The organism is Streptomyces sp. NPDC005761, from assembly GCF_040630635.1.
Lineage (GTDB): Bacteria > Actinomycetota > Actinomycetes > Streptomycetales > Streptomycetaceae > Streptomyces.
The window spans coordinates 26,260-46,540 of sequence record NZ_JBEXXX010000047.1; the positions used below are offsets into that span (position 1 = coordinate 26,260).

Annotated in this window: 18 protein-coding genes; 6 read left to right on the plus strand and 12 right to left on the minus strand. The window is 72.4% G+C overall.

Annotation, left to right across the window (positions count from 1 at the left end; genetic code table 11):
* Nucleotides 1–10 precede the first annotated feature (10 nt).
* Together ABZ434_RS30640 and ABZ434_RS30645 are read right to left on the minus strand one after the other, a co-directional pair.
* On the minus strand, nt 11–409 hold the full coding sequence (locus tag ABZ434_RS30640; protein ID WP_359143364.1) for a cupin domain-containing protein: 399 nt from the start codon (nt 407–409) through the stop codon (nt 11–13).
* 41 nt (nt 410–450) lie between these two features.
* Nucleotides 451–1,020 carry a TetR/AcrR family transcriptional regulator gene (locus tag ABZ434_RS30645; protein ID WP_359143367.1) on the minus strand — a complete coding sequence of 190 codons (570 nt, stop codon included), beginning with the start codon at nt 1,018–1,020 and terminating at the stop codon, nt 451–453.
* A 201-nt stretch (nt 1,021–1,221) separates the two neighbouring features.
* On the opposite strand from ABZ434_RS30645, the gene ABZ434_RS30650 reads away from it, so the two are divergent.
* From ABZ434_RS30650 to ABZ434_RS30660, 3 genes are read left to right on the plus strand one after another with little or no spacing between them, the layout of a single operon-like run.
* Nucleotides 1,222–1,512 (plus strand): SHOCT domain-containing protein, encoded by a 291-nt coding sequence (locus ABZ434_RS30650; RefSeq protein WP_359143370.1) that lies wholly within the window; start codon nt 1,222–1,224, stop codon nt 1,510–1,512.
* Nucleotides 1,509–2,285 (plus strand): ABC transporter ATP-binding protein, encoded by a 777-nt coding sequence (locus ABZ434_RS30655; RefSeq protein ID WP_359143372.1) that lies wholly within the window; start codon nt 1,509–1,511, stop codon nt 2,283–2,285. Before ABZ434_RS30650 ends, ABZ434_RS30655 begins: the two co-directional genes overlap by 4 nt.
* Nucleotides 2,282–4,852, plus strand: a complete 2,571-nt coding sequence (locus ABZ434_RS30660) for an ABC transporter permease (protein WP_359143375.1) — start codon at nt 2,282–2,284, stop codon at nt 4,850–4,852. The genes ABZ434_RS30655 and ABZ434_RS30660 overlap by 4 nt, the downstream gene beginning before the upstream one ends.
* Before the next feature lie 113 nt (nt 4,853–4,965).
* Here ABZ434_RS30660 and ABZ434_RS30665 read toward each other — a convergent pair whose 3' ends face one another.
* The gene (locus ABZ434_RS30665; protein WP_359143378.1) at nt 4,966–5,487 is read right to left on the minus strand and encodes an ATP-binding protein; all 522 of its coding nucleotides are present in this window, start codon (nt 5,485–5,487) and stop codon (nt 4,966–4,968) included.
* 187 nt (nt 5,488–5,674) lie between these two features.
* Nucleotides 5,675–5,992, minus strand: coding sequence for a hypothetical protein (locus tag ABZ434_RS30670; RefSeq protein ID WP_359143381.1), 318 nt, complete (start codon nt 5,990–5,992; stop codon nt 5,675–5,677).
* 225 nt (nt 5,993–6,217) lie between these two features.
* On the opposite strand from ABZ434_RS30670, the gene ABZ434_RS30675 reads away from it, so the two are divergent.
* A complete protein-coding gene (locus ABZ434_RS30675) occupies nt 6,218–7,369 on the plus strand; it encodes a PLP-dependent cysteine synthase family protein (protein ID WP_359143384.1) in 1,152 nt (383 codons plus the stop codon).
* A gap of 26 nt (nt 7,370–7,395) precedes the next feature.
* On the opposite strand, the gene ABZ434_RS30680 is transcribed toward ABZ434_RS30675, so the two are convergent.
* The 4 genes from ABZ434_RS30680 to ABZ434_RS30695 form a co-directional block, all read right to left on the minus strand.
* A complete protein-coding gene (locus tag ABZ434_RS30680) occupies nt 7,396–7,875 on the minus strand; it encodes an SRPBCC family protein (protein ID WP_359143387.1) in 480 nt (159 codons plus the stop codon).
* 90 nt (nt 7,876–7,965) lie between these two features.
* Entirely contained in the window at nt 7,966–9,999 is a 2,034-nt protein-coding gene (locus ABZ434_RS30685; RefSeq protein ID WP_359143390.1) for a hypothetical protein, read from the minus strand.
* A 117-nt stretch (nt 10,000–10,116) separates the two neighbouring features.
* Nucleotides 10,117–10,569: an SRPBCC family protein gene (locus ABZ434_RS30690; protein ID WP_359143393.1), complete on the minus strand. Its 453-nt coding sequence runs from the start codon at nt 10,567–10,569 to the stop codon at nt 10,117–10,119.
* Between the two features lie 53 nt (nt 10,570–10,622).
* Nucleotides 10,623–11,465 carry a DeoR/GlpR family DNA-binding transcription regulator gene (locus ABZ434_RS30695; protein WP_359143396.1) on the minus strand — a complete coding sequence of 281 codons (843 nt, stop codon included), beginning with the start codon at nt 11,463–11,465 and terminating at the stop codon, nt 10,623–10,625.
* 182 nt (nt 11,466–11,647) lie between these two features.
* On the opposite strand from ABZ434_RS30695, the gene ABZ434_RS30700 reads away from it, so the two are divergent.
* Entirely contained in the window at nt 11,648–14,032 is a 2,385-nt protein-coding gene (locus ABZ434_RS30700; protein WP_359143399.1) for a hypothetical protein, read from the plus strand.
* Here ABZ434_RS30700 and ABZ434_RS30705 read toward each other — a convergent pair.
* The 4 genes from ABZ434_RS30705 to ABZ434_RS30720 form a co-directional block, all read right to left on the minus strand.
* Nucleotides 13,992–16,424: a right-handed parallel beta-helix repeat-containing protein gene (locus tag ABZ434_RS30705; RefSeq protein WP_359143402.1), complete on the minus strand. Its 2,433-nt coding sequence runs from the start codon at nt 16,422–16,424 to the stop codon at nt 13,992–13,994. The two genes, ABZ434_RS30700 and ABZ434_RS30705, sit on opposite strands and share 41 nt — an antisense overlap.
* Before the next feature lie 140 nt (nt 16,425–16,564).
* Complete coding sequence (locus ABZ434_RS30710; RefSeq protein WP_359143404.1) at nt 16,565–17,170, minus strand: hypothetical protein; 606 nt, start codon at nt 17,168–17,170, stop codon at nt 16,565–16,567.
* Nucleotides 17,171–17,303: 133 nt separating this feature from the next.
* Nucleotides 17,304–18,128: an MOSC N-terminal beta barrel domain-containing protein gene (locus tag ABZ434_RS30715; RefSeq protein WP_359143407.1), complete on the minus strand. Its 825-nt coding sequence runs from the start codon at nt 18,126–18,128 to the stop codon at nt 17,304–17,306.
* A gap of 58 nt (nt 18,129–18,186) precedes the next feature.
* Nucleotides 18,187–18,669 (minus strand): DUF6643 family protein, encoded by a 483-nt coding sequence (locus ABZ434_RS30720; RefSeq protein ID WP_359143410.1) that lies wholly within the window; start codon nt 18,667–18,669, stop codon nt 18,187–18,189.
* A 255-nt stretch (nt 18,670–18,924) separates the two neighbouring features.
* On the opposite strand from ABZ434_RS30720, the gene ABZ434_RS30725 reads away from it, so the two are divergent.
* Nucleotides 18,925–20,277, plus strand: coding sequence for a TerD family protein (locus ABZ434_RS30725; RefSeq protein ID WP_359143413.1), 1,353 nt, complete (start codon nt 18,925–18,927; stop codon nt 20,275–20,277).
* The last annotated feature ends 4 nt before the right edge of the window (nt 20,278–20,281 follow it).

Genomic DNA, 20,281 nt, shown 5'->3' on the forward strand with positions numbered 1-20,281 from the left:
CGTGCGCTCCTCAGGCTGCCGGGTACTCGGGGACGCCGGGATCGGTGTGCCAGTGGATGGTGGAGCCGTCCCCGGCCGCCTCGACGAGGGCCAGATGGGTCATGAACGTGTGCGGCGCGGCGCCGTGCCAGTGCCACTCGTCCGGCTCGGTCCACACCGTGTCGCCGGCCCGGATCGCCTCCACCGGACCACCCCTGCGCTGCACGAGGCCCTCGCCCTCGGTGACGTGGAGGACCTGGCCGTGCGGGTGGGTGTGCCAGCCGGTGTGGCCGCCCGGTGCGAAGTGCACACTGAACATGCGCAGCCGGGAGGGTGGTTCGGGGGCGGCGATCTCGTCGATCCATACGGACCCGTTGAAGTGCTCGGCCGGTCCGGACTGCGTGCCGGGCCGGTTCCTGATGATGCGCATGCGTGCGGTGCTCCTCGGTGTGGGGGATGTACGACGGGGCGTCAGGGGGAGTCCGTACGAGGGGAGAGCAACGTCAGCAGTCCGCGGGCGGCCGCGTCGAACGCCTCCGTCGAACCCGAGGCGCGGGCCAGCACATAACCGCCCTGCACCGTCGCGACGATCGACGCCGCGATGTCACCGGGCACCAGGGAGCGGTCGAACTCGCCGCGGTCCAGGCCTTCCTGGACGATCCCGGCGAGCCGGCCACGGAGCCAGGCGATCGTCTCGTCCACCGGCGCCCGCAGCTCGTCGTTCGCGATGACCTCCGGGTCCATGGTCAGGCGCCCCACCGGGCAGCCGCGCAGCACATCGCGCTCACGCAGCAGATAGCCCGAGATCCGCTCGTACGCCGACCCGGGGGCGTCCAGCACCCGGGCCGCCGTCCCCCGCAGCTCCTCGGCCGTGCGGCGGATGGCCGCCACGGCCAGATCCGGCTTGCCGGTGAAGTGGTGGTACATGCTGCCCTGGCCCGCGCCCGCCTGCTGCTGGATGGCCTTGGGGCTCGTGCCCACGTAGCCGCGCTCCCACAGGAGCTCCCGGGTGGCTTCGATCAGACGGTCCGAAGTGCTCATGACCTCACTGTACATACCAGTAGGTACAGAATCCAGCCCCCATGCCCCGCAGGCCGGGAGCAGCCGCGCGACCGCCATGTACTCCCGGCGGGGTACGCGCACGGCCGCTGGCCGTAGGACGACGCGGACCCCTCCCGGGAGACAGGCTCGGTGGTGACGGAAAAGCGTGCATCCGAACCGTGAACCGAGGAGCTGACCGAGATGAACACCCTGGCCTTCGACGGCGGACCCGGACCGTGGGTCCTCCTCTTCCCGCTCGTCTGGGCAGCCGTCGTCATCACCGTCGTCACCGTCCTTCGCCGGACCGTATGGCACGGCCGCCGCGGCCCCTGGCAGGTCCGCGCGGAGCGGAACGGCCCCGCCGAGCCCTCACCGATCACCCTGCTCGGACGGCGCTTCGCCGCAGGGGAGATCGACGAGGACGAGTACTGGCGCCGTCTCTCCGTCCTCGACGAGCAGTTCGGCATCCGAGGGAAGGGCGGTGCGGCATGACCACGACCGTTTCCGCGACCGGCACCACGACCGCCGCCCGCGTCGTCGACGCGGTGAAGATGTACGGCACGGGCGACACCGAGGTCAGGGCCCTGGACGGGGTGAGCGTCGGCTTTCCGGCCGGCCGCTTCACCGCGATCATGGGGCCCTCGGGCTCCGGCAAGTCCACGCTGATGCACTGCGCCGCCGGGCTCGACACGCTCACCTCCGGCACGGCCTGCATCGGCGACACCGAACTCGGCGCCCTCGACGACCGCAGGCTCACCCTGCTGCGCCGGCGCCGCATCGGGTTCGTCTTCCAGGCCTTCAACCTGCTGCCGACGCTCACCGTCGCCGAGAACATCACACTCCCCATGGATCTGGCGGGGGAGCGCCCCGACCGGCGCCGGCTGGATGCGCTCATCGACACCGTCGGACTGCGCGACCGGCTGCGCCACCGCCCCAGCGAACTCTCCGGGGGCCAGCAGCAGCGCGTCGCCGTCGCCCGGGCCTTCGCGGGGGATCCGGACGTCGTCTTCGCCGACGAGCCCACCGGCAACCTCGACTCGCGCGCCGGCCAGGAGGTACTCCGGCTGCTGGGCCGCACCGTCCGGCAGACCGGCCGGACCGTCGTCATGGTCACGCACGACCCGGTCGCCGCCGCGCACGCGGACGAAGTCGTCTTTCTCGCCGACGGAAGGCTCGTCGACCGCATGCCGGACCCCACCGCCGAACGCGTACTCGACCGCCTCAAGGCCTTCGACCCCGCACCCGGCAACCAGGGGACGCCATGACCGGCACCCGCGCCTCCCTGCGCATCAGCCTCTCCTCGCTCCGCACCCACCGGCGCCGCTTCGTCGGCACCCTGACCGCCGTCCTGCTCGGCGTCGCCTTCCTCGCCGGCACGCTCGTCATGGGGGACACCCTGCGCGCGAGCTTCGGCACGATGTTCGGCAACGCGGCGAGCGGCACCGACGCCGTCGTCCGCAGCACCGACGTCGTCACCGTCGCAGGCGACTCCGAAGGCACCCGGCAGCCCGTGAGCACGGGCCTCGCGCAGCGCATCGGGCAACTGCCCCAGGTCGCCGCGGCCGCCCCCGCCGTCCAGGGCGCCGGCCAGCTGATCGGCGCCGACGGCAGGCCCATCGGAGGCCAGGGGCCGCCCACCCTGGCCGGGAACTGGATCGACGACCCGAAGCTCAATCCCTACCGGCTGGCGGAGGGCCGCGCCCCCTCCGCACCCGGCGAAGTCGTCGTCAACCGCGGCACAGCGGACAAGGGCGGCCTCAAGATCGGTGACAGGACCGTCCTGCGCACCCCGGACCCGGTCCGGGTCACCGTCGTCGGCCTGGCCACGTTCGGCGGCGAGGACGGCATGGCGCAGGTGACGTACACCGCGATGACGCTCGCCGACGCCGAGAAGCACCTCACCCCGAAGCCCGGCCAGGCGTCGAGCATCCAGGTCCGGGCCGGCCCCGGCACCGGTCAGCAGGAACTCGTCGACGCCCTGCGTCCCGTGCTGCCCCCGGACACCGAGGCCATCACCGGACAGGCCTCGGCCGCCGAGAACCAGGACATGATCTCCGGCGCCTTCCTCAGCCTGTTCACCACGCTGCTGCTCGTCTTCTCCGGCATCGTCCTGCTGGTCGCGACCTTCTCCATCCACAACACCTTCGCGATCGTCGTGGCCCAGCGCACCCGGGAGAACGCCCTGCTGCGGGCACTCGGCGCCTCCCGTCGGCAGATCCTCGGGACGACCCTGACCGAGGCGACCGTCGTCGGTGTGACGGCATCCGCGGCCGGTCTCGCCGGAGGCATCGGGATCGCCGCAGGGCTCCAGGCGCTCTTCCCCGTGATCGGGTTCCCCTTCCCCGACGGCTCCCTGGTCATCAGCGGTGTGTCCCTGCTGCTGCCGCTCGCCGTCGGCGTCGTCGTCTGCGTCGGTTCCGCCCTGGTGCCCGCCGTCCACGCCGGACGCACCGCACCCCTGGCAGCCCTGCGCGAGAACGCCGTCGACGATTCGGCCGCCTCCCGGACGCGTGCCGTCACCGGGCTCGGGCTGCTGATCGCCGCGATCGCCGTGATCCTGACCGGCGCTCTGGCCGACCCCTCGGTCTGGTTGTCGGCTGCAGGTGCGGTGCTGGCCCTCGCCGCCTTCGTCGTGCTCGGCCCGGTCGCTTCCACCTTCGCCGTACGGATTCTCGGCGCTCCGCTCGGCCGGCTGCGCGGTGCCACCGGGCACCTCGCCCGGCGCAATGCGCTGCGCAACCCGCAGCGGACCGCATCCACGGCGACCGCCCTGATGATCGGCGTCGCCGTCGTGTCCCTCTTCACGGTGTTCGGCGCCTCGCTGAAGGCCACGATGAACCAGACCGTCGACCGTTCGTTCGCCGGGGACGTGGCCGTCAGCGCACCCGGGTTCGGAGCCGGCGGCAGCGGGCTCAGCCCCGGGCTCGCCCCGGCCGTCGACCTGCTGCCCGATGTGGCCACCGCCGTCGGCCTCGGCAAGGGCGTGGCGGAGGTCAACGGTTCCGGACGCGCCCTCACCGTCACCGACCCCGCCGCGCTCGCCGCGGTCCTCGACCTCGGCAGGGTCGACGGGTCCATGAAGGCACTGGGCGCGGACGGCATTGCCGTCTCCGCCACGGAGGCGGGCAAGCGGGGGCTGCACACCGGCTCCGCCGCCCGGCTCACCTTCGCCGACGGCAAGGAGCGGACCTTCGTCGTCAGGGCCGTGTACGGACAGGCGGAACTGGCGAGCGACTACGTCATCACCCGGCAGGCCTGGGCCCCGCACCGCGGCCAGGACTCCGACTCGCTGGTCGCCGTGTCCTTCAGGGACGGGGTGTCCGTCGCCGACGGAAAGGCCGCGGTCGAGAAGGCCGCCGCGGCGTACGGGAACCCGGACGTGCAGACCCGCGCCGAGTACGCGCAGTCCTCGGCCGGCGGGATCGACATGATGCTCACACTGGTCTACGCACTGCTGGCCCTGGCGGTCCTGATCGCCCTGCTCGGCATCGCGAACACCCTCACCCTGGCCATTCACGAACGCACCAGGGAACTGGGCCTGTTGCGGGCCGTCGGGCAGACCAGGAGGCAGCTGCGGGCCATGGTCCGCTGGGAATCCGTCCTGGTCGCCGCGTTCGGCACGGCAGGCGGCCTCCTGCTGGGCGGCTTCCTCGGCTGGGTGCTGGTCAAGGCGTCCGAAGGCGCGGGCGACTCCGCGTTCGCCTTCGCCCTGCCCCCGGCGCGGTTGCTCGTGATCGCCCTGGTGGGCATCACGGCCGGCGCGACGGCAGGCTGGCGGCCGGCCCGGCGGGCCGCGCGGCTGGACGTGCTCCGCGCCATCGCCACCGACTGAGAGCCTCTCGTTCGGACCGTGCCGGGCTCACGGCGTCGGCACGATCGGAACGAGGAGCCGGTCCGGGCACGACAGGAGCGGGGCGCCCCTCGGGGTGCCCCGCTCCCGCGGCTTCAGCCGACGACCACCGACCGCGCCACCGAGGGCGGTACGCCCTCCGGGGCCGTGGTGCCGCTCAGCTCGAACGGCCCGTCGGTCGTCGCCCCGTACATCGCGTGCGGTGGCTGCGTGGCGAACAAGGAGGGGGTCGGGAGGGTGAACCAGACCACCTTTCCCGCACCGCCCCGGGGGCGGACGCCCCAGCTCTCACTGACCGCGGCAATCAGTGCGAGTCCGCGCCCCGACGTACTGGAGTCGCAGGCCTCGCGCACGGTCGGCAGCCGTGGGTCGTGGTCATGGACGGACACCGTCAGCCGGTCGAGCAGCAACTCGACCTCGACGGTGCATGACTTGTCCGGCTGTGCGTGCCGGTGGACATTGGTCAGCAGCTCCGTGACGCCGAGCGCGGCCTGGTCGATCAAAGGATCGAGATGCCAGTAGCGCAACTGCGCCGAGATGATTCTGCGGACCTGACCGATCCGCGACGGCAGGGCCTGGAGCTCCACCGTGCAGTGCCTGCTTGGCTCGCTGATCACGGCTGCGACTCCCCGAAGTAGGTCCGGAAGAAGACGAAGGAACGGATCCAGCAGATGGCTGGCTGCTGGTTCTGGCCCGGCGGCCTGGATCGCATTGTCACCGCCGGTGAACCATGAGTGACGTGTCTCCAATGTCGCCCAGCCGCCACGCCCGCGCAACTCGCGGTGTCTCCCCGACCCCGCTCCGTCAGCCCCGCCGGCCGCCCGCACGGTGCACGGCTTCGAGGAAACGGCGAGCCGGGGCGGCGTCGTCGGGCTTGTCGGGGCGCCTCGGCATCGTCAGCCGGTACCGCGTCCCGTTCACCCGCGCCACCGTGGCGTCCTCGCCCGCGAACCAGGGCCTGCCCGCGCTCACCGTGCCCACCGGCGCGCTGTCGATCTCACGGCCGTAGCTGGTGAGCAGGGCCACCCGGCCATCCTTGACGGTGACCTGCCCGGCACGGGTGAGCGAGCGCGCCCACCGGTCGATGCGTACGCCCGTCTCACTGAACTCCGTTTCGTGCACGGCCCCTTCGCCCCCTTCATCGCACCCCTGAGAGGAGTGTGCACACCCAGGGGCGTATGCACCAGGGCGGAACGGGACGCAAAGGCCCATTCCCGACGCGATGGCCCACCGGAGTCCGCCCGTGACGCCAAGGCAGGGCTATGGACTGTCAAAGTCAATGTTTGCCCAGGTAGGGGGCATATCGTGGGGCTCGCCGGGACCGGTCGTACGAGGAGAAGCGCGCTGATGGGCACGAGTGAGCACAGGCACGACGGCGACGCTGTGGCGACCGTCGACATCGACCGCACCGACCTGGCGTACCGCGCCTGGCTCAAGGAGGCCGTACGCAAGGTCCAGGCCGACGCCAACCGCTCCGCCGACACCCATCTGCTGCGCTTCCCGCTCCCCGAGAGCTGGGGCATCGACCTCTACCTCAAGGACGAGTCGACGCACCCCACCGGCAGCCTCAAGCACCGGCTGGCCCGGTCGCTCTTCCTCTACGGGCTCTGCAACGGCTGGATCCGCCCGGGCAAGCCCGTCATCGAGGCGTCGAGCGGTTCGACAGCCGTCTCGGAGGCGTACTTCGCCAAGCTGATCGGCGTCCCGTTCATCGCCGTGATGCCCCGCACCACCAGCCCCGAGAAGTGCCGTCTCATCGAATTCCACGGCGGCCGCTGTCACTTCGTGGACGACTCGCGCAAGCTCTACGAGGAGTCCGCCACGCTCGCCGCGGAGACCGGCGGTCACTACATGGACCAGTTCACCTACGCCGAGCGGGCCACGGACTGGCGGGGCAACAACAACATCGCGGAGTCCATCTACCAGCAGTTGAGGATGGAGCGGTATCCCGAGCCCGCCTGGATCGTCGCGACAGCGGGCACCGGCGGCACCTCGGCGACCATCGCGCGGTACGTGCACTACATGCAGCACGACACCCGCATCTGTGTGCCCGACCCGGAGAACTCCTGCTTCTTCGACGGCTGGACGCACCACGACCCGCACGCCACCAGTGACTGCGGCTCCCGCATCGAGGGCATCGGAAGACCGCGGATGGAGCCGAGCTTCGTCCCCGGCGCCATCGACCGGATGATGAAGGTCCCGGACGCGGCCACCGTCGCGGCCGTGCGCGCACTGGAACGGTCCATCGGCCGCAAGGCGGGCGGCTCCACCGGCACAGGGCTGTGGAGCGCCTTCAAGCTGGTTGCCGAGATGGTCGCGCAGGGCCGTACGGGCAGCATCGTCACCCTGATCTGCGACCCGGGCGACCGCTACCTCGACAAGTACTACTCCGACACCTGGCTGTCCGCCCAGGGCCTCGACATCGCCCCGTACACGCGGACGATCGACCACTTCCTGGCCACCGGCAACTGGCCGGAACAGCAGGAGGGCCGCGCCTGACCGGCTTCCCCCCTGTGCTGCGCCCCTCAGGCGGCAGCCGCCGAAAGCCGTTTGTCCAGATTGCGCACCGCGTCCCGGAACGACCTCCCGACCGCGCCACGCGCCCGCCGCAGCGTGAACCGGAACAGCGGCGAACCGTCGGCTGCGAAGGTCCACTGCACCCGCGTACCGGTCCCGGCCGGGGTGAGCCGCCACTCCTCCAGCAGGGCCCGCACACCAGGGGTGTTGGTGCGGTCGACCCGGTAGGCGTACCTCTCGCCGGGATCGGTGGCGACGACCGTCTCCCGGAACGCGATCCCGCCCCGCAGCCGCACCTCGCGTCCCGCGCCGCCGTCCATCGGCAGCGCTGCCGTCACCTGCGTGAACCAGCCGGGCCAGCCCTCGACATCGTCGGCCAGGGCTCGGTACACGGCATCGGGCGGCGCCGAGACCTCGGCGGCGAAGACCAGCCGCAGCGGGGCGGACTTGACGAAGTCGAGGCCTACGGAGCGGAGTCGGCGTGCCATGGACGCACCTCCCGTGCGAGCGGCGGCGGACGGGCCGCGCACACCATAGCGGGCGCGCCGCCAGAAGTCGTCAGGTGCGACGGCACGGGATCAGCCCACGGTCCCGCGCCGCGGCAGTCCCACCGCCGTGAGCGAGCCGCCCTCCTCCAACCGGGCCGTCAGCTCCACCGGGGCGTCCCGCGGCGCCCGCACCGCGAGCGTCCTGCCGACGGCCACGCCGTGCACAGACCCCGAGGCCTCGATCCGCTTCACCGCCCGGCTTCCCGCGGCCAGCACGTACCACTGCCCGGACGGGGCCCTCCAGCGCGTGCCGGCCAGGACGTGCTGGCCGAACCGACTGCACCGGGCGGTGTCCCGTTCGTCCGCCACCACCGCCCCGGGCGCGGTCGGCGCAAGGCCGGGAGTCAGGAACTGCACCAGCACACGTCCGGGGCCCTGCCAGGTATCGGCCCGGGTGCAGAGCCACCGGGCGGGAGCGCCCGCCTGCGGCAGGCGCTGTTCGGCGAACTCCCAGTTGTTGACCGCGCGGACGCCGCTGCCGCGCAGCGTCGCCATCGAACAGGCGGTGTGTGCCCAGGCGAGCAGGGCGGGGGTGCCCGTCGCCTCTCTCGGCTGCCGTGCCGGTGCGCCACCCGCCGGCTTCGGGGTGAACGTGAGGTGGACCGGCGCGAGGTCACCCAGGTCGGTGAGGAGGAACGCGTGGTTCTCCACGATGCGTTCGGAGGAACGCAGTTGGAGAACCGGCCAGGCATCGCAGAGGGCACCCGGCGACGGACGCGGGACTGCCGCGGTGACTCCGTCGGGGGCCACCCGTAGCGCACGCGCGGGTGAGTCCGGCGCCAGCAGATCGCGCGTGGTGGTCCGCGAGATCCAGGGGGCCAGCAGGAACCGGGCCCGGTTGCCGTCGCGGCTGACGACCAGGGCCGCCCCCGTCGTCACGTCGGCGTCGTCCGTCCGCGCGAAGTCCAGCGCGGGCCTCCCGGGCCCGGACAACGGCTCCGCGTAACGCACCACCCGCACACCGCGATCGTGGAACAGCACCACGGCGGCGCCGTCCACCTCGCCCGCGTACAGCAGCTGCGGCGGCTGGGCCGGCGCCACCGTCACGGTCCCGGGCGTGTGGGAGACCTCGGCGCCGTCCTGGTCGCCGCCCCAGGAGCGCAGCGCCCGGCCGAGCAGTGCGGGGTCGTCGGTGCGGTCGCCGCGGGCCGGCCAGGCGGTGAAATCGATGCGGGAGGTGTCCGCCCACTGCTCGGCGGCCGTGCGCAGGAGAGCGGCCGGATCGAGAGCGGGGGCGTAGGCGTTCCGCACGCCTCGGCTGACGGGCGAGGTGTCGGGCGTCCCCTCCGCCGCCACCGCGACCAGGCCGCCCGCGACCGCACAGAACGCGGCGGCGGCCGAGACCGCTCGGATCCGGTGTCTGCGCCGCAGCAGATCGCTCGGACGCGCCTGAAGCACGCACGGGTCGAACTCCCCGGAGCGCAGCAGGGCCCCGGCGCTCGCGCGGTCGGCGCCGCCCAGATCTCCCGCCGCCCGCACCGCCCCCGCAGCGTCCGGGGCTCCGGCCCGGGCAAGCAGCGCCTGCGCCTCGGGCCCGTCCAGCCCTTCCAGCAGCCGCAGCGCGAAAGCGGCCCGCACCGCCCCGGGAACCGCAGCCAGGGCCTGGTCCAGGGCCAGCTCCGACGCGCCACCGGCGCGTGGGAAGAGCCGCAGGCCCCAGACGGCCGGGAGCGAGGGCCGCAGCGCCGCGGGAGGCGGGAGCCGGCCCGGCCACCAGCGGGGCCGCCTCTCATGGGTGAGTGCCGCTCTCAGCACCCGCAGCCGCATCCAGACGTACTCCGTGCCGCCGTCGTCCCGGGCCGGCCCGTGAGCGGCGCCCCGGGTCTGTGCGGGAACGCTCGCCGGAGCCGGGGCTTCGGGTGCCGCACGCGCGCCGGGGAGCGCGCGCTGCACCGTGGCGTGCGCCGTGAGCACCCGGCGGTGCCGGCCGAGGGACGGCGGCAGTACCAGATAGGCGAGTCGGACGAGGCGCGGATAGTGCTCCATGAGCGTGGCCTCTGCCTGCTGCACGCCGGGGCGTTCGCCGCTGAAGGTGGACCGCTGCTGCGTGGGGTGGGTCGGCATGGATTCTTCGGTGCCTTCCGAGCCGTGGGCCGAAGTCGTCACACCGACAAACGACTCGCTCGTGTGACGGTCACATCACCTGCTCAGGGGGCCTGTGACCGGATCCCGGGGCGCCGGTCAGCCGTACGGCCGTGCCGGCCGGTCGAGCATGGAGTCGAGCACGCGGCCGAAGACCCGCCGGCCGGCGGAGGCGACGAGGGGGTCGCCCCACCGCGGCAGCAGCCGCACGGAGAGCTCCTCGACCCACACCACATGGGACCCGGCGTGGGTGGGATACACATCGATCGAGGCCCGGCCCCGCACCACACGGCCGCGCTTCTCCAGCCGGCACATCCCCGCCCGGCTGCCGGCGGGCGGCGACCACCGCACCACTTCCATCGGATCTTCGAACGCCAGCGGGCCGATTCCCGTCCGGGCCACGAAGACCGTCCCGATACGGGTCGGAAGCCTGGTCGGCACCGTGATCGTCGTCAGCGGGACCTGCGCGGCGTGCCGCTCCCAGTCCGTCACCCGGCGCCAGGACTCGGCTGCGGGCAGCGGGGTGAAACGCTCGATCCGGAAGACGGCCACACGTCGATCCTAGGACGTCACGGCCCCGGCGCGAGCTGAGCGGAATCCGGTGGTCAGTCCTGTGCCGCTTCGTCGCCCGCGGCCGGGCCCGCCACCACGAGACCCGGCAGGTACTCCTCGATCTCCTCACGGGCGCCGCCGGAAAGACCCGAGTCCGTGACGAACGTGTGCACCTGCTCGAGCGTGGCGAACGAACTCAGGCCCACCGTCCCCCACTTGGTGTGGTCCGCGACGACCACCACCCGCCGCGCCGACTGGACGAAGCGCCTGTTGGTCTCGGCCTCCGCCAGATTCGGCGTGGACAGCCCGCCCTCCGCCGAGATCCCGTGCACACCCAGGAAGAGCACATCGAAGTGGAGCGAGGCGATCGCCCGGTCGGCCACGGGGCCGACCAGCGAGTCGGAAGGGGTCCGGACCCCACCGGTGAGCACCACCGTCGCGGCGCCGGGACGCGAGCCCGGCGAACCCGGACGCTGCGCGGCATGGAACACGTCGGCGACCCGCACCGAGTTCGTCACCACCGTCAAGTCCGGTACGTCCAGCAGATGCTGAGCCAGGGCGTAGGTGGTCGTTCCGCCGGAGAGCGCGATCGCGCTGCCGGGAACCGCCATCGCCGCGGCGGCCCGCGCGATGTCCTCCTTGGCCGTCAGCTCCAGCGCCGACTTCGCCTCGAAACCGGGCTCGTGCGTACTCGCCTCGACCACGGGCACGGCGCCGCCGTGCACCTTCTCGATGACACCCTGACGGGCCAGCGCGTCCAGGTCCCGGCGGACGGTCATGTCGGAAACGCTCAGCTTCCGGGTCAGCTCGTTGACCCTGACCCCGCCGCGCCTGCGCACCTCGTCGAGGATCAGCGCACGCCGCTGCTCCGCGAGCAGATTCTGATTCTCGCTCAACGCAGTGCCCGGTCCTTCCCTCTGGCCGTGCGGCAGTCCATGCCGATGGCTCATCCTGCCACGCGGTGTCGGGGACGACCGCACTGGGGAGATTACGTAAGAGCGCTGCCAACACCCGGACCCGTCCACCACTCTGGTGACCGGTCATCAGCAGCCTCCCCGCCTCCGAGAGCGAGTCCCCCGTGCCACCTGCCACCCAGGCCCCGCAGAGCGAAGGACCCGCGCTGGAGCTGCTGGTCCACGGCGTGGGGGGAACCACCCCCCAGGAGATGCTCGTCGATCCGCGCACGGTCCGGGTCACCGGTGACTCCACCGCAGCCATCTACCGGCGCCCGGGCGACGTGGACGCCGAGGCGCACCCCGAGCGCTACCGGGAGCGGCCCATCCCCGAGGCGTACTGCTGGTCGAATCTGACCTCCGGCAACGGCTCCCGCGCGCTGTGGCTCCTGCTGCTCCCCTTCATGGTGATCAACCTCGCCCACTGGATGCGCCCGGCCGCCACGCGCCGCCCCCGGGCGATCCGGCTGTACGGCATGCTCGTACGGCTGATCGCGCTGAGCCTCACCGTTCTGCTGACCGCCGCCGTCTGCGAGGTGGCGCTCGACCTGACCGCCTGGCAGTGCGCGGGAGTACCGGACTGTTCCGACCAGAGGTCGTGGCTGGGGTTCCTCTCGGCCTCGCAGGGCGGCTGGTGGTCCCAGCCGGGCCGCCGCCTCGCCCTCGCCGCGCTGGCGCCGACCGCGCTGGTGGGACTGCTCTGGTATCTGTCCAACCGGACCTGGAGCGCCTACGAGTCCCAGCGCCCGCTCACCGGCACCGTCCCGGAGGACGACGCCGCGCCGCCGGCCCCGGAGACCGACGCGGTCCACGCGGTGCGGCCCGCGCTCGGGCGGCCCGGGTTCTGGTACGGCCGCCGGCTCGTCGCGCGACTGCGCGCCGCGCACACGGCCGCCGGGTTCCTCACCGTCACCGCCTTCGTAGCGGGCGCGGCGGCCCGGCGGGACCGCTCCGTCACCGGGCCGGTGCCTGCGGTGTTCGGCCGGCTGATCGAGGTTCTGCTCGTGGCGGGGGCGCTCGTCGTGATCTGGGTGGTCTGCCGGCGCGGCCGGAGCGAACGACGCCTCGACAACCGCCTCGACCGCGCCGTCGTCACGTACCTGCCCGCGACCGCCCTCGTCCTGCTCGTCCTCGCCGCGCTGCACGCCGCCTGGTCGCGCCCCGCCTGGATCTCCGCCGGAGCGCTCCCCGGGGACGTGATGTTCCGCGTCGTCACCCTCGCCCAGGGCGCACTCGTCGTGCTCCTCGCCGTCGTGTCGCTGAACCTGTACCGGCGCAGCCCCGAGCCGCGCACCGTGATGCGCGGACTCGGCGGCCCCGCCGTCGCGATGCTCGCCTGCGCGCTCGGGGGTGTGATGACCGGCGGGGTGGCCCAGCGCGTCGCGGACTGGCTCGACGGCCCCGGCAGCCCCGGAATGGGGCGCAGCGCCCTCATAGAGGGGCCACCGGTGCTCCTCAGCTGGCAGGCCTCCGTCATCCCGGTGCTCCTCGTGCTCCTGGTGATCCCGGGCCTCGTGCTCGTCCTGCGGACGTACCGTGCGGTCCGCAGGCTGGAGCCGCTGGTCGATGCGGAGTACGAGGAGGAGCGGCCCGACGCCGCGCGGACCAGGCAGATCGCCCGGATCCGGGCCACGGCCGCGCTCACCGACTCGGCGCCCGGCATGCTGGGCCTGGTCTCCGGGGCCACGCTGCTGCTCGGTGCCGGGGCGGTCGGCGGGGCGTGGGCGAGCGGACAGGTGCCCGGCCTCGCGATGGACGGCAGCAGCCCCTTCGTCGAATCGGTGGCCGAGGCGGCCCAGTCCACCGGGTCCTGGCTCGTCGGCTTCGGCTTCCTGGTGTTCGTCGCCTGCGGACGGCGCGCCTACCGGGACGCCTCGGCCCGGCGAACCATCGGCATCCTCTGGGACGTGGGGACCTTCTGGCCGCGCGCCGCGCACCCCTTCGCCCCGCCGTGCTACGCCGAGCGGGCCGTTCCCGACCTGGCCTCCCGCATGTGCGGCTGGACCGCGCGCACCCGCGGCCGGCTCGTCATCTCGGGCCACTCGCAAGGCAGCGTGCTCGCCGCTTCGGCCGTCTGGCAACTGCCCGCCGAGACCCGCGGCCGCGTCGCCCTGCTCACGTACGGCTCACCGATCGAGCGCCTGTACGGACGATGGTTCCCGGCCTATTTCGGCCCCGTGCAGCTGCACGGGCTGCGCAAGTCGGTGCACTGCTGGCGCAACCTGTGGCGGGCCACCGATCCGATCGGCGGTGAGGTGCGCCTCGGCGATGAGTCCGGGCCCGAAGTGGACCGGGGCCCTCTGCGGGACCCGCTGGTCTACGGGCGGACCCCCGAACACCCGCTTCCCGAGCCGGTGCTGGGGCACTCCGACTACCAGGCGGACCCCGTCTTCGCCCAGGAGCGCGCCGCGCTCCTGGAAAGGCTCGTGCCCGTCCTGCCTCACCAGGCGAGCGACTCGGGGCAGGGGCTCAGGGGAGTTCCGGAAGGTCTTCCGGATACAGCAGAGTGAGGTCGTCCGTGCTCATCTCGGCCAGTTGGGCGACCCGGCCCGCATGCCGTTCGACCATCGACTCGAAGGTCTGGCGGGCCGTGCGCCCATTGCCGAAGGCGGGCCCCTTGGGAAGCTCCGTGAAGTACTTCAGCAGGGCCTCGCCGGTCCCCGAGGCCAGGCTGTACTCCTGCTCCTCGGTCTGCTGCTCCACGATGTGAAGGAGCTCGTCGGGCTCGTAGTCGCTGAAGGTGATGGTCCGTGAGAACCGGGACGCCACACCGGGGTTGACGGTGAGGAAACGCTCCATCTCATGGGTGTACCCGGCGACGATGACGACCACCGCGTCCCGGTGGTCCTCCATCAGCTTCACCAGCGTGTCGATGGCCTCCCGGCCGAAGTCACGGCCCGAGTCCTCGGGGGACAGGGCGTACGCCTCGTCGACGAACAGCACGCCGCCGCGGGCTCGCTCGAAAGCCTCCTGGGTGCGGATGGCGGTCGAGCCGATGTGCTCGCCGACCAGGTCGACCCGGGACACCTCGACCAGGTGGCCCCGCTCCAGCACCCCGAGGGAGGCCAGGATCTCCCCGTACAGCCGGGCCACGGTGGTCTTGCCGGTGCCCGGGGAGCCGGTGAAGACGAGGTGGCGGCGGACCGAGGCCGCCTTCAGGCCGGCGAGCTGTCGCCGGCGCCCCACCTCGATCATGTCGGTGAGGGCGCGCACCTCGCGCTTGACGCTGTCGAGGCCGACCAGCGCGTCCAGTTCGCCGAGCACCGCCTTGGACGTACGTGCTGGCTCGGCCGGGACCACGGCCGCCACCGGCTCCACCGCGCGCGGCGCGGGGACCGCGCCGAGCAGCCCCGGCGCGGACTGGGTGGCCGTCAGAGCGGCGGGCGGCGCAGGAGTGGCGGTACGCAGCCCGCTCTCGTCACTGGTGCAGTCCTCCACGACCGGCCCGGCGGCCGACGCGTCGCCGTGGCCCCCGCCCTCCGCGTACTCGTAACCGCCGCGGGCACACCGCTCGGTGCGGCAGCGCGTCAGCGTCGTACGGCAGCCGTCCATCACGTGGAAGCCGTATCCGTCGCTGCCCGTGACCCGGCAGCTGTGGAAGGTGCCGCGTCCCTCCGCCGACACATAGAAGCCGGCCTCGGCGGGGGAGGTGACGGTGCAGCGCTCGATGGTCGGATCGGCGCCCTTGGTGACGATCACGCCGGTCTGCACCGCGTCTATGGTGCAGTTGTTCAAGGTCCCGCCACTGCCGTGGTCGCGGAACCAGGCACCGGTCGACGCCTCCCGGATGCGGCAGTCGTCGAGCTGCGCGGTCGCCCCGTCGCTCACCGAGACCGCCGTGTTGCGTACCTGGGACAGATCGCTGTCCACGACATCGGCGCGCGAGCCCCGGTCGAGGACGAAGAGGGCGTCCGGCACATCATGGACGCGGCAGGAGTCCAGTATCACGGTGGCCCCGTCGCTGACCCAGACCGCCGGGTAGTCGCCGGTGCTGTCGTGGATCTCGCACTGGTTGGCATCGACCCGGGTGCCGGGGTCCCAGACCGAGAGCCCGTTGCGGCCGAAGCGGCGCACCGTGGATCGGGTCAGCGTGAGGACGGAGCGCGAGCGCAGGTCCACCGCGTTCTCGGGGATGTCGTGGATGTCGCAGTCGGCCAGCGTGAGCAGCGCGTCGGTGTCCAGCGTGACGCCGTCCGCGGAAGTGCGGTGCACCGTGCAGTCGGTGAGGTGGGCGGTGGCGCGGGCCGACACCTGTATCCCGCTGCCCTTGATCTCGTAGATCTCGCAGCCGACCGCCTCCAGCCCGCTGCCCTCACCCGTGACGGACAGGCCCGCGCCCGAGGCGTGATGGACGCGGCAGCGCTCCAGCCTCGGGTGTGCGCCGTCGCGCACCGAGACACCGGACTGCCCGGCGGAGACGATCTCGCACTCCTCGAACACGCCGCCCGCGCTGTCGAGTACGGCGATCCCGACGCCGGCCGGATTGTCGACGGTGCAGCGGCGCACGGTGGGCCGGGCCGCCCCCCGCACCTCGATGCCGGCGGCCGAGCGGGTCACGATCCGCAGGTCCCGGAGTTCCGGTGCGCCCTCCTCGACCAGCAGGGCCGGGGCGGCGGAGTCCTGCCCCTCCACGTGCAGGTCCTGGACGACGGCGGAGGCGCGCAGAGTCAGCGGGACACCGTCGACCGGCGCGATCCGCACGGAGCCTACGGAGCCCTCGGGCCCCCGCAGGGTCACCGCGCGGGCGATGACCAGATTCTCCCGGTAGGTGCCCGGCGCGACAGTGAGGACGTCACCTTCCGCCGCCGCTTCCAGCGCCGCGGTGAGGGAGGCGTATTCGCCTGTGCGGCGCCGCCACCGCGATGTGCCGGTGTGCGTCACCTGGACCGTGCCCTGTGCCATGGCGCTGTTGTGCCCCCACCTCGTGCGTGTGTGAAGCCCGTGTCACCGGCCTCGCGGCAGCGATCACCCGGGGCCTGCCTGCAGGAGTGACGTGCGGGCCGGTCCACCGTAGCGCGCGCGGAGGCCGGGAGTTGACCCGATCAGCTGCCGGTGCCCGTCCTGCCCCAGTCCGGACCGGCCCTGGCCCAGGCGCGGTCGAGCCGCTCGTACCGCCGTTGCACCATGCGCCATACGATCAGGCGCCGCCCGCCCTCGATCAGCAGGACGGACAGCATCGTCGCGCCGAAACCTGCCAGCGCGGCGTGGGTGTGCGCCGTCGGCGCGTCGAGGGGACGCGGCGCGGGATAGCCCGCCAGGTCCGTCCAGATCCGCACCCGTGCGCCGGTCGCGGTGTCGCGCGAGGTGGTCGTCACCGTGGCGCTGCGCGCCGTACCGTCCGGGGCGTGCCAGCGGGCCACCACCGGCGTCTGCGCCCTCCGGTCCGTGGACACCTCGGGATCGGTCACGAAGGCCCGGGGGGCCACCGGGCGCACCACGACCGCGGTGATGAGCCGGCGGCTCGCCTGCTGGGCCCGCACCGATTCCTGCAGGGCGTCGTCGACACGCGATCCGCAGAACCAGCCGAGCGCCGGCGCCGCCATGACGAGCAGGAGGAACGCCGCCAGAGCCACCCACGCCTCGCGCCTGTCCGTGGCGCGGCGCAGGGAATTGTGCCGCCAACGCCATACTCCGGTGAGCGCTCGCACAGTCCTGCACCCCCTTCCGTATCCGTCATAACCCGATACGGCTCGGTCCGCGCGCCGAGGCGACGAGGAGAGAGCAACCTCACCCCGTCAACGCCCCGCGCAGCGCCATGAGTTCCCCGCGTTCCGGGACCTCTCAACCCAGGATGCGCACCGGGTCCCCGACCCGGATGACGCCGGCCGTGTCCGGGATCAGATTCTGGCCGAACAGCAGCTCCTTGCCGGACAGGCGGTGCCGGGCGAGCGTGCGCAGGGGTTCGGTGCCCCGCCGGGCGGTGCCCTGGTCGGTCGTGGTGATGACACAGCGGGCACTGGGCTTGACCACGCGAAACGTCACGTCGCCGATCGAGAGCCGGGTCCATCCGTCCTCCGCCCACGCGGCCGTACCGGCCACGACGGCATTGGGCCGGAACCGGTCCATCGGCAGCGGCCCCTCACCGGCGTGGTCACCGTCCGCGATGAGCGAGTTCAGCGCGCCGAGCGAGGAGAGTGTGGTGAGCAGCAGAGGGAAGCCGTCGGCCAGGCTGACGGTCTCACCCGGCCGTGCGTACGCGGGGTCGATGAGCCTGCGCCGGTCCGGCGCGTCGAGATGGACCAGCCTCACCTCAGTGCCGAGGTACTCACAGAGCCACGCGTGGGCGCTCTCCGCCGCCTCGACCACGTCGAGCCGGCTGCGGTGCAGCAGCACGCCGGTCGTCTCCCCGGGCTCGGGAACCTCCACGGCCAGTGCCGCGCTCCCCGGCGCGGCCAGCACGATTCCGCCCCCCGGAACAGGCGTGGCGGAGATCAGTGCCATGCGGGGCTGCTGACGTTGCGTGACCACCTTGCCCGCGGTGTCGACCAGCATCCACCGGCGGTCGCCGTCGAGTCCCCATGGCTCGACGGCGGCCTCGCCGACCGTGCACGCGGCCAGCGACTTGACCGGGTGAATGTGGACGGCACTCAGTTCGGGAGAGGGCATGCCTCCATCCTGCCAGCCACTCCCCGGCGGACCGTCACTGCCAGCGGCAGCGCACCGCTCAGTAGCCCCGGCCCTGGTACGGACGGTTGTACGGGTCCTCGTACGGCGCCTGCGCGGGCACGGGCCGCGGCGACGCCGGACGCATCGACTCGTAACCGGTACTGGGCGCGGGGCGCTGCGGCTGCTGCTGGTACTGCGGCGGCGACTGGTAGCCGCCACGGCCGGCGGAAGGCTGCTGCGGGATGTACGGCGCCGGAGCGTGCTGCAGCTGCGCCGGCTGCATCGGCGCGTAGCCCTGCTGCGCCATCGGCTGCTGGTAGCCGTACGAGGGATTCGGCTGGGAGGGTGCCGCGGGCAGTGCCGGCAGGGCCGACGGGAGCGCCGGCAGGTAGCTGTTGCCGGTGTCGTACGCGGCGGGCACTCGGATCGGTGCGATCTGAGGCGTGCCCCGCTCCGCGACCAGGGAGTCGTAGATCGGAGTGTCGGGGAACGACGGTGCGGCGTAGTAGCCGCCGCCGTAGGTGGAGCGGGGGGAGGTCATGGCACCTAAGTTAAGCCCACGATGTGCTGATTGGGGAGCCCGATAAGAGGGTTGTTTTACGTGTTGTGAGTGAACGGCGATCCCCAATGCGAGCGAACTTGGGAAAAAAGGGCGCCCAGGAGTGCTGTGATCGTGTAAAAGGCGAGTTCACGGGGGGTTACCGACGGGTCCACGGCCCCTCGGGGCACCACTGTGGGCCTCGTGAGGGGACGGGCATTAGGTTGGCCGGGAAAAGTCTCGGCAGCAGGACTCGCGATGGGGGCGAGCATGACCATGCTAAAAGGAACCAATGTTCCAGTGGCGGCTCAGGCCGTGCGCGTCGAATTGGGGTGGCGCGCCGCCCCCGGGACCCCGGACGTGGACGCCTCGGCGCTCCTTCTCCTCCCGTCCGGAAAGGTGCGCAGCGACGCGGACTTCGTCTTTTACAACCAGCCGGCCCACGCGTCCGGAGCGGTGCGTCACGAGGGCAAGCGGACCGCTGCGGGCGCGACCACCGACACGCTCGCCGTCGACCTGGCACGCGTGGAGCCCGCCGTCGACCGAGTCGTGCTGGCGGCCTCCGTGGACGGCGGTTCGTTCGGCCGGGTGACCGGGCTCTACGTACGGATCACGGACGCGGCGAACGGCGCGGAGCTGGCACGCTTCGACAGCACCGACGCCACGGTCGAGACCGCCTTCATCCTCGGTGAACTCTACCGGCGCCAGGGTGCCTGGAAATTCCGGGCGGTCGGTCAGGGGTACGGGACCGGGCTGGAAGGACTCGCGACGGACTTCGGGATCTCCGTCGACGAGCCGCAGCAGCCCGCGCGGGCGCCTCGACCCCAGGTGCACCTGCAGCCCCAGCCACCCCAACCGTCAACGCGGGTTGCCGCCACGCCGCCTCCACCGCAGTACCCCCAGCCGACGCTCGCCGCCCCGATGGCCCCACCGGTACCTCCCACACCCCCGACGCCACCCGTCACTCAGCCGGTCCGCCTGACCAAGGTGACGCTCACGAAGGAGGCGCCATCCGTCTCGCTCGCGAAACAGGGCGGCACTTCGGGAGCCATGCGTGTCAATCTCAACTGGGAAGTGCGCAAGCAGTTCAAGGGGTGGGGCAGCAAACTCGGCAGGGCCGTCGCACACCATGCGGATCTCGATCTTGATCTCTGTGCCCTCTACGAACTGACCGATGGCCGCAAGGGAGTGGTGCAGGCGCTCGGAAACGCCTTCGGCGCTCTCCACCAGCCGCCGTATGTGCAACTCGACGGCGACGACCGGACGGGTGCCGTCGCCTCCGGGGAGAACCTGACGATCAACCTCGACCAGAAGGCGAGGATCCGCCGTCTCCTGATCTTCGTCACCATCTATGAAGGCGCCCGGAGTTTCGCGGATCTGCACGCGACCGTCACCCTCCAGCCGCAGCACGGCGCAGCGATCGACTTCTCGCTCGACGAATGCACCGTCCCCTCGACGGTCTGCGCGCTCGCGCTCATCACCAACACCGGCACCGACCTCACCGTGCAGCGCGAGGCCCGCTATCTCGTGCCGCAGCGCGGAGTGAGCCCGCAGCGCACCATCGACCAGGCATACGGCTGGGGCATGAACTGGACACCCGGCCGCAAGTGAGCGC

Excerpts from the sequence above, each read along its gene's own strand:
- ABZ434_RS30650 (WP_359143370.1), top strand. The coding sequence starts at position 1,222 with ATGAACACCCTGGCCTTCGACGGCGGACCCGGACCGTGGGTCCTCCTC.
- ABZ434_RS30645 (WP_359143367.1), bottom strand. The coding sequence starts at position 1,020 with ATGAGCACTTCGGACCGTCTGATCGAAGCCACCCGGGAGCTCCTGTGG.
- ABZ434_RS30655 (WP_359143372.1), top strand. The coding sequence starts at position 1,509 with ATGACCACGACCGTTTCCGCGACCGGCACCACGACCGCCGCCCGCGTC.
- ABZ434_RS30685 (WP_359143390.1), bottom strand. The coding sequence starts at position 9,999 with ATGCCGACCCACCCCACGCAGCAGCGGTCCACCTTCAGCGGCGAACGC.
- ABZ434_RS30720 (WP_359143410.1), bottom strand. The coding sequence starts at position 18,669 with ATGACCTCCCCCCGCTCCACCTACGGCGGCGGCTACTACGCCGCACCG.
- ABZ434_RS30680 (WP_359143387.1), bottom strand. The coding sequence starts at position 7,875 with ATGGCACGCCGACTCCGCTCCGTAGGCCTCGACTTCGTCAAGTCCGCC.
- ABZ434_RS30715 (WP_359143407.1), bottom strand. The coding sequence starts at position 18,128 with ATGCCCTCTCCCGAACTGAGTGCCGTCCACATTCACCCGGTCAAGTCG.
- ABZ434_RS30660 (WP_359143375.1), top strand. The coding sequence starts at position 2,282 with ATGACCGGCACCCGCGCCTCCCTGCGCATCAGCCTCTCCTCGCTCCGC.
- ABZ434_RS30640 (WP_359143364.1), bottom strand. The coding sequence starts at position 409 with ATGCGCATCATCAGGAACCGGCCCGGCACGCAGTCCGGACCGGCCGAG.
- ABZ434_RS30725 (WP_359143413.1), top strand. The coding sequence starts at position 18,925 with ATGGGGGCGAGCATGACCATGCTAAAAGGAACCAATGTTCCAGTGGCG.
- ABZ434_RS30705 (WP_359143402.1), bottom strand. The coding sequence starts at position 16,424 with ATGGCACAGGGCACGGTCCAGGTGACGCACACCGGCACATCGCGGTGG.
- ABZ434_RS30675 (WP_359143384.1), top strand. The coding sequence starts at position 6,218 with ATGGGCACGAGTGAGCACAGGCACGACGGCGACGCTGTGGCGACCGTC.